The sequence below is a fragment of the Brunnivagina elsteri CCALA 953 genome (genome assembly GCF_002289455.1).
In the GTDB taxonomy this organism is placed as follows: Bacteria; Cyanobacteriota; Cyanobacteriia; order Cyanobacteriales; family Nostocaceae; genus Brunnivagina; species Brunnivagina elsteri.
Map to the genome: position 1 here is coordinate 1 of NZ_NTFS01000305.1, position 8,177 is coordinate 8,177.

The 8,177-nt window shown below is 43.8% G+C and carries 9 protein-coding genes; all 9 read left to right on the forward strand.

Annotated elements, in window-relative coordinates; translation table 11 throughout:
- The first annotated feature begins 816 nt into the window (after positions 1–816).
- The 9 genes from CK510_RS21960 to CK510_RS22000 all read left to right on the forward strand — a co-directional run bounded on the left by CK510_RS21960 (position 817) and on the right by CK510_RS22000 (position 7,869).
- Positions 817–1,146 (forward strand): ATP synthase subunit I, encoded by a 330-nt coding sequence (locus CK510_RS21960; protein WP_095723721.1) that lies wholly within the window; start codon positions 817–819, stop codon positions 1,144–1,146.
- Positions 1,143–1,853 carry a F0F1 ATP synthase subunit A gene (locus CK510_RS21965; protein ID WP_245912298.1) on the forward strand — a complete coding sequence of 237 codons (711 nt, stop codon included), beginning with the start codon at positions 1,143–1,145 and terminating at the stop codon, positions 1,851–1,853. Before CK510_RS21960 ends, CK510_RS21965 begins: the two co-directional genes overlap by 4 nt.
- The gene (locus tag CK510_RS21970) at positions 1,840–2,148 is read left to right on the forward strand and encodes a F0F1 ATP synthase subunit C (RefSeq protein WP_095723723.1); all 309 of its coding nucleotides are present in this window, start codon (positions 1,840–1,842) and stop codon (positions 2,146–2,148) included. The genes CK510_RS21965 and CK510_RS21970 overlap by 14 nt, the downstream gene beginning before the upstream one ends.
- A 4-nt stretch (positions 2,149–2,152) precedes the next feature.
- Positions 2,153–2,962 (forward strand): F0F1 ATP synthase subunit B family protein, encoded by an 810-nt coding sequence (locus CK510_RS21975; protein WP_245912304.1) that lies wholly within the window; start codon positions 2,153–2,155, stop codon positions 2,960–2,962.
- Position 2,963: 1 nt separating this feature from the next.
- Entirely contained in the window at positions 2,964–4,556 is a 1,593-nt protein-coding gene (locus tag CK510_RS21980) for an alternate F1F0 ATPase, F1 subunit alpha (RefSeq protein ID WP_095723725.1), read from the forward strand.
- A 2-nt stretch (positions 4,557–4,558) separates the two neighbouring features.
- The gene (locus CK510_RS21985) at positions 4,559–5,503 is read left to right on the forward strand and encodes a F0F1 ATP synthase subunit gamma (protein WP_095723726.1); all 945 of its coding nucleotides are present in this window, start codon (positions 4,559–4,561) and stop codon (positions 5,501–5,503) included.
- A gap of 172 nt (positions 5,504–5,675) precedes the next feature.
- Complete coding sequence (gene atpD, locus CK510_RS21990) at positions 5,676–7,112, forward strand: F0F1 ATP synthase subunit beta (protein WP_095723727.1); 1,437 nt, start codon at positions 5,676–5,678, stop codon at positions 7,110–7,112.
- A complete protein-coding gene (locus CK510_RS21995) occupies positions 7,109–7,519 on the forward strand; it encodes a F0F1 ATP synthase subunit epsilon (protein ID WP_245912301.1) in 411 nt (136 codons plus the stop codon). Before atpD ends, CK510_RS21995 begins: the two co-directional genes overlap by 4 nt.
- On the forward strand, positions 7,516–7,869 hold the full coding sequence (locus CK510_RS22000) for an AtpZ/AtpI family protein (protein WP_095723728.1): 354 nt from the start codon (positions 7,516–7,518) through the stop codon (positions 7,867–7,869). Before CK510_RS21995 ends, CK510_RS22000 begins: the two co-directional genes overlap by 4 nt.
- Positions 7,870–8,177 lie beyond the last annotated feature (308 nt).

Sequence of the window (8,177 nt, forward strand, 5' to 3'; positions counted from 1 at the left end):
GTTGTATAATATTATTTAATCTATGATTATTTTACACGTATCCAACATCAGCTAGATATCGATTAAAAGCTTTGTGAGATAAGAAATACACCACAAACACAGTATTGATGGAGTTATAAGGGAAGTGTAATAAATAGTAGTAAATATCCGAACACTGAACTTTTGTGTCACCGTGAAATTCAAATCATGAAAATGGCTGTAATAACTACTATATCGATAATGCAAAGCTTTAATATAATTAAAAAATCTCAGAAAATAGGAATATTCATAAAATCTTTATAAGTCTCATCTATCACAATAAAAAACTTAAGTGCTTGTTCCCATGCCATAGTTTATTGGGTAATTTTGTGACACAAATTGACATATATTGATACGCGATCGCGGATTAATTTCATACTTCAGCCTTCAGTTGATTACGTTTTGTGTCGTAGTTAATCAAATCATTCGGGAAATCAAACAACACCAAGTTATGATAAGTAAATCAGGAAGTTCTTTCCTGTATTCTATCTAGGTAGAAAAGCCTTGGCAACTAGGAGTCGCGCGCCAGTTGCTTCTCCCAAGGGGAGATGCTACGCGAACAAGTCGGGCATTGCCCGCCCAACCACTGGCTTGGCTACACGAGACTTTACCCACCGACCTGGGTTAACAACCCTTGTTTTTCTCTTAGTAGTAGCGAATTCTATTCGCCCAATAAGTAATCGTTCAGAATTATTTACACATAAGTATCTAGTCTGGATAAGGGTTTCATTCCTTAATTTTGTGTAATTAATTTTGCTTAACTACTTACTTTTCAAACAGCCTCTGAGGAGATTTGACATGAACAGCCTCTTCTTTTTACCAGTTAGTTTATTGTTAGGAATTTTGCTAGGAAATTTCTATTTTCGTGGCTTGTGGACAACAGTGCGGAAATTGCCTACAACCCAAAACCCAATTCTATTAACGTTAGGCAGCTTTTTTGGGCGATCGCTAATCGCCATCGCCGGATTTGCTTTCGTGCTAGCGATCGCTCAAGAGAACGCAGCTTGGCATCTGCTCGTTTGCTTAGGTGCGTTTATTTGGGTACGCAATCGCATCATTGAAACCCACGTTCTACACTTCAAAATGCCATATTTTAATACTTCAACAAATCTGACAAAAAACTGGTGACATTATGCAGAAATGGTCAAGGAGAATCAATGCAGATTAGTCCAGATCAGATCGTGTTTTGGAATTGGGGATTGGTGACGATCAATGCCACTTTGGTCTTTACATGGATGATCATGCTACTGTTGGGCGTTGGTGCTTGGTTGGTAACACGCAAACTCTCCACTGACACACAGTTATCCCACTGGCAAAACCTGCTGGAAGTCTTAGTTGTTAATTTACGCGATCAAATTGAGCAAACCAGTGGACAAAATCCTGATCGCTATTTGCCCTTTATCGGCACCCTATTTATTTTTATTGCAACCTCTAATCTATTAGTGATCGTTCCTGGTTATCACCCGCCCACTGCCTCATTGTCTACCACTGCGGCTCTGGCAATATGTGTATTTTTTTCCGTTCCCGTTTTTGGTATCAGTCAATCAGGAATCTGGAAATACCTCCACCACTACATAGAGCCAATTCCAATTTTATTTCCCTTTTATATAATCAGCGAACTCTCACGGACTTTAGCTTTAGCAGTACGTTTGTTTGGGAATGTGATGAGTGACGGCATGATTGGGGCGATTTTAATATCGATCGCACCATTCTTTTTTCCAGCGATTATGCAGGGTTTAGGTTTGTTGACAGGCTTAATTCAGGCATATATTTTCGCGGTTTTAGCAGTTGTTTATATTGGTTCTGCGAGTAATGAAGACTATGGCTCAAAATGAATCGCTATCATTTGTACTGGGAATTGTTGGTACCGTGTCAATCTTCACGGCGGGTTTGACTATGGCCGTCGGCTCCATCGGACCAGCCCTTGGTGAAGGTAAATCTGTTGCTCAAGCACTCAGTTCCATCGCGCAACAACCCGACGCAGCAAATACAATTACCCGCACATTATTTGTGGGATTAGCATTTATCGAATCCGTGGCAATTTATTGCTTTGTCATCGCGCTCATTCTCCTGTTTGCTAATCCATTCTGGAACTATGTGGTTGGTGCGATCGCTAAAGCAGGAGCCTGATCAAGTGGAGATTAACTGGTTTACCTTCGGGGCGCAAATCCTCAACTTTTTTGTCTTGATATTTGTGCTGCAACGCTTTTTATATAAACCGATTACCAAGGCAATGGCACGCCGCGAGAAGACAATTTCCGATCGCTTGTCGTCGGCATCTCAACAAAAAAAAGAAGCAGAACAGGAGGTTAAGCATTATCAGGAAATACAACAGCAATTTACAGACGAAAAGGCAGAATTGCTGACTCAAGCAAAATTAGAAGTGGAGGAAACCCGCCAACGCTTGTTGAAAGAAATGCAGGAGTCTGTAGCGAAGGAGCAATCGCAATGGCAAACCAATTTACAACGTCAGAAAGACTCTTTTTTGCACGAAGTAGGCGATCGCACAATGCAGCAATTACAAGCAACGGTGCGGCGGGTATTGACAGACTTGGCGCAGTCGGATCTAGAAACGCAGATTTCCAAAGTATTTTTGCAGAAATTGCGCGATCTCACCGAAAAAGAACGTGCTGAACTGGTGATGATGTTAACTGCTTCGACAAAAGACAGCATTCCGTTGACGGTGGTGAGTACTTTCACCCTACCGACGGATATTTGTACAGCGATCGCTAAAATTTTGCAAGACTATTTTAACAAGCTAGGTTCAGACAAAATCGAACCGATTTATCAAATTGAATCTAGTTTAATTTGTGGCATCGAACTACGCGGCACAGGCTATAAGCTGGCGTGGAGTATGGATGCTTACTTAGATATAATCACCGAAAATTTAGTGATGGTTTTTGCAGAAGAAGCTGAAACAAATCAGAACTCAGAGGAGGGATGATGTGAAGCAAGAAGAAACTTTACAGACAGTTTTGCAAGATAATTTTGCACTGTATACTCAAGTTCTCGATCGCCATGAAGCAAAATTGCGATCGCAGGAAATCGGCATTGTGCAATCGATTGGGCAAGGAATTGCCAAAGTCGCCGGTTTACCGAATGTGCAATCAGAGGAAATTGTCCGTTTTACTGGCGGTAGTCTGGGGTTGGTATTTAACCTCGATCCCGATGAAGTTGGGGTAGTTTTGCTAGATTCTAGCGACCAACTCCAGTCAGGTACTCAAGTGCGGCGTACTGGCAAAGTGCTTGATGTCCCTGTGGGTGACAAGTTGCTAGGAAGAGTTATCGATCCCCTCGGTCGTCCCCTTGACGGGAAAGGCGTAGTGCGAACTTCAGAACGCCGTCCCGCCGAACGCGATGCTCCTAATATCATGGATCGTGCGCCCGTGAATGTGCCTTTGCAAACTGGAATCAAAGCGATCGATGCCCTAATTCCCATTGGGCGTGGACAGAGAGAATTGATTTTAGGCGATCGCCAAACGGGTAAAAGCGGTCTTGCCCTGGATACAATTATTAATCAAAAAGGTAAAAATATTCTCTGTATCTATTGCGCGATCGGACAGCGTAGTGCGGCTGTTGCCAAGGTCATTGCCGACCTCAAGGAACAAGGCGCAATGGCATACACTACCGTCGTGATGGCAGCAGCAGAAAAGCCACCGGGCTTAAAATATGTCGCACCTTATGCCGCGACTGCGATGGCGGAATATTTTACAGATCAAGGGCGCGATGTTCTAATCGTCTATGATGACCTCACCAATCATGCCCGCACCTATCGAGAAATATCTCTGTTAATGCGCCGTCCACCTGGACGCGAAGCCTATCCAGGGGATATTTTTTATATTCATTCACGCTTGCTTGAACGCTCTACACATTTAAATGCAAAACGAGGTGGTGGTTCCTTAACGGCGCTACCAATTATCGAAACAGAGGCACAAAATATTGCTGCATATATCCCAACTAATCTAATTTCCATTACCGATGGACAGATTTATCTTTCACCAATCCTCTTTCAAAAGGGAGTATTACCGGCGATCGATATCGGGAAATCAGTTTCGCGGGTGGGTGGTAAAACTCAACTCCCGGCTTATCGCACTGTTTCCGGAGATTTACGACTTTCCTATTCTCAATTTGAAGAACTAGAGGCTTTCTCTCGCTTTGGTACGCGCTTAGAAGAATCCACTCGCCTGACTTTAGAACGTGGGCGACGGGTGCGTGAAATTCTCAAACAAAAGCAATATATACCGATGCCGGCTGCTGTGCAAATAGCTGTAATGCTTTCGGTGACAGCAGCCTTACTCGATTCCGTCCCCATCGCTGAAATTGCCATTGCAGAGCAAGCGATCGCCCAAGCCATATCCACCGAGTTAGCCGATCTTTGCCGACAAATCGAAAGCGGAGCCGCATTGAAGGATGCCGATCGCGATGCCTTACTAAAGGTTGCCAAAACTGCTATCGCTACAGTTGTAAAGGATACGAAGGATATCAAATATCCCAAGGATGCGAAGGATAACAAAGATACTAAGGATACGAAGGAGTAGCCATGTCATCCATTGAGCTTCTGCAACGCCAAATTCACACAGCCCAAGAGCTGCAGGCCGTGGTGAAAATGATGAAAGTATTAGCAGCGTTAAACATCCACCAATATGAACAGGCGGTGGCTTCCCTGGCTGAGTATAATCGGACAATCGAAATGGGTTTGCACGTCGTACTGAAAGCTGCACATACACATAATGCTTTCCACCAACATGGTAACGACGATGGCTTCAAAACTTACTCACAATCCCTTTCGAGCGACCTTGGTCATTGTGGGGTAATTATCTTTGGCTCTGAGCAAGGGATGTGCGGTCAATTCAACGAACAGATTAGCCACTATGCGATCGCTGAATTAGAGAAATTGAAGCTCTCATCTGAACATCTGGCAATTTTTGCCGTCGGCTCCAGACTGATTTCCCATTTAGAAACCGCAGGCTATGGAATTGAGCAAACTTTCGCCATGCCAGGTTCTCTAACTGGGATTACATCAATGGTTCAAGAAATCTTGATACACATTGCTAGATGGCGCGATCGCGAGCAAATTGTGCAAATTACCTTATTTTACAACCATTTACATTCCAATACTTTATGGGAGCCATACAAGCTGCAACTTTTACCACTTGATAGCGCATGGCTACAACATATTGAAAGCCAAGAATGGACAGAGGTGAGCCAAGTCGAACCGCGATCGCATACTCTACCAACTTTTACGATGCCGAGCGATGTTTTGGTTGCGTCTTTATTACGACAATATTTCTTTATCTTGCTCTATCGTGCTTTTGGTGATTCCCTCGCAGGTGAAAACGCCAGCCGTCTCGCTTCTATGCAGGTTGCCGAAAAAAACATCGAAGAACGGCTGACAGAATTTACTGGTGAATTTCAGCAAAAACGCCAAACTGCAATTACAGATGAACTACTAGAAATTATTTCAGCCTTTGAATTAAGCCATTAAGTAGAGCGGCGTAAATAATTAAAGGTTTGTAGTGAGGACTTTAGTCCTCATTTGAGGGCTGGAGCCGCTCACTAGAAAATAATCTCAAGATTTTTACATTACTTAATCTATTTTGATTTATTCTCCCGTACTTACTTAACGATTCGTCATTATTTGGATATAGAGACTTTAAATGGAACCAAATATTAAATCATCTTCCCAATCAAATCATTCCCAAGAGCAAAATCTTGGTTCTATCCTCTCCGTGCGGAGCAGCATCATTGATATCCATTTTCCCAAACGCTTGCCATATATAAATAGCCAATTAAAAACAGGCAAAGGAGGTAATCTGTCCATCGAGGTGGTTTCACATTTGAGCGCTCAGGTGGTGCGGGGTGTAGCACTTGCTCCAACAGCAGGTTTGACACGCGGCGAGGTTGTGATTGATACTCAGCACCCGTTACAAGTTCCCGTAGGCGATCGCCTTTTAGGAAGAATGTTAAACCTATTTGGCGAAGTGATCGATGAGAAAGAGGCGATCGCAGGTGGCGAATGGCGATCGATTCATGCTACGCCAATTGCCATGTCAGAACGAGTTACCAAAGCCGAAATCCTGAAAACTGGGATTAAAGCGATCGATTTGCTCACACCTTTGGAACGAGGCGGTAAAACAGGTTTGCTTGGTGGTGCAGGGGTTGGTAAAACCGTGCTAATTACAGAAATGATTCATAACATGGTGAAGCAGCAGCAAGGTGTAAGTTTATTTTGTGGGATTGGCGAACGCTGTCGAGAAGGTCTTGATCTATACCAAGAAATGCAAGCAACGGGGGTTCTTCCAAATGCAGTTTTAGTCTTCGGACAGATGAATGAACCACCAGGAGTCAGATTTTGGGTAGGACACGCGGCGCTAACAATGGCAGAATATTTCCGCGATCGCTCCCAAAAAGATGTATTGCTTTTAATCGATAATATTTTTCGCTTTATCCAAGCGGGTTCAGAAGTATCGGGACTGATGGGGATATTACCTTCGCGGGTGGGCTATGAACCAACCCTCGCCACTGAACTCGCCCAACTAGAGGAGCGGATTTGCAATACATCCGCAGGGGCGATTACTTCTATTCAAGCGGTTTATGTACCTGCGGATGACTTCACCGATCCCTCTGCTGTCGCTGTGTTTTCCCATCTGTCAGCCTCAATTGTGTTGTCACGGAAACGGGCGAGTGAAGGGCTTTATCCCGCCGTAGATTTGATGCAATCGAATTCCAAAATGCTGATGCCTCATATCGTTGGCGATCGCCATTATCAGATCGCGCAAGCAGTCCGCAAAACCATCAGCACCTATGAGGAATTGAAAGATATCATTGCCATGTTGGGCTTAGAAGAATTATCATCAGGCGATCGCCAAGTGGTATCTCAGGCGCGACGTTTAGAACGGTTTCTGACTCAACCATTCTTTTCCACTGCCCAGTTTACAGGTTTGACAGGGAAATTAGTCGAATTAGACGATGCCCTAAAAGGATGTGAGCGTATTCTCAATGACGAGTTTGCTGATACACCAGAGCGATCGCTCTACATGATCGGCTCCATTGATGAAGTTGTAAAGGTTCCAAAAGAGGACAAAAAATCATGACCGATCCATCCTCAGAAATGCGGCTCAAAGTTGTCTTACCCACCAAAATCCTGCTCGAAACAGCCGCCATCAAAGTAATTGCAGAAGCGGAAAATGGGATGTTTTGCTTGCTACCTCAACATATAGATTTTGTTTCCACACTGATACCGAGTCTGCTATCCTTTGTCCCACCCCAAGGACAAGAGCAATTCTTTGCCATCGATCAAGGAGTTTTGATCAAGCATGGGGATGAGGTAATAGTTGCTACCCAAAATGCTGTTCATGGTGGCGATTTAGAAATGTTGAAAAAAACCGTTGAGGAGGAGTTTCACTTAATTGATGAACGGGAAAAAACAGCCCGTTCCGTCTTAGAAAACCTAGAGGTAAACACAATTCGGCACTTTATCGAGTTAGGTGAATATCTATGAAAACTCCACCCTCTCGCTCCCAAACGCATCTTAACGCCAAGGCGATCGCTAATCAAGCACGCCGCAGACTTTATGCTCGCCAAGCAAAACCTCATGGTGGCGTTTTGTTTGGCTTAGGTTTTGTTGGCTTAGTCGGCTGGTCAGTGGTTTTACCAACTTTATTAGGAATGGCAATAGGTATCTGGATTGATTTTAAATTCCCCCATCAGTTCTCATGGACATTAGCACTGATGCTGGCAGGTTTAAGCATTGGTTGTTTGATGGCTTGGGAATGGGTATCCCAGGAGCAACAACGCATGGCAAAAGATCAACCACCCGATGATTTTCCCAACCAAGAAGAAAGAGACTGAACTTAGTGGTATTCAGTTAAAACTAGGACTTACGCAAAATATCTCTCAAACTCTGATTTCTCCGTGCCCGGTTATTGAGCGAAGTCGAAATACTGTGCCTCTGCGGTTCGTTATTCCGTAACTCATACGTAAGTCCTAAAAACATAGCGGGTTTTGGATACAATTTGTTTTAGGGGCAAGAAGCAAAAAGAAATAAAAGCCCCAACAGCTTGCAGCACAAGCTTTAAAAACGAATGGCACTAAGTTAAGATGTAGCCCTTGCCCTGACTGGTTCCCAGCCTCCAGGCTGGGAACCGATACTTGGAGGC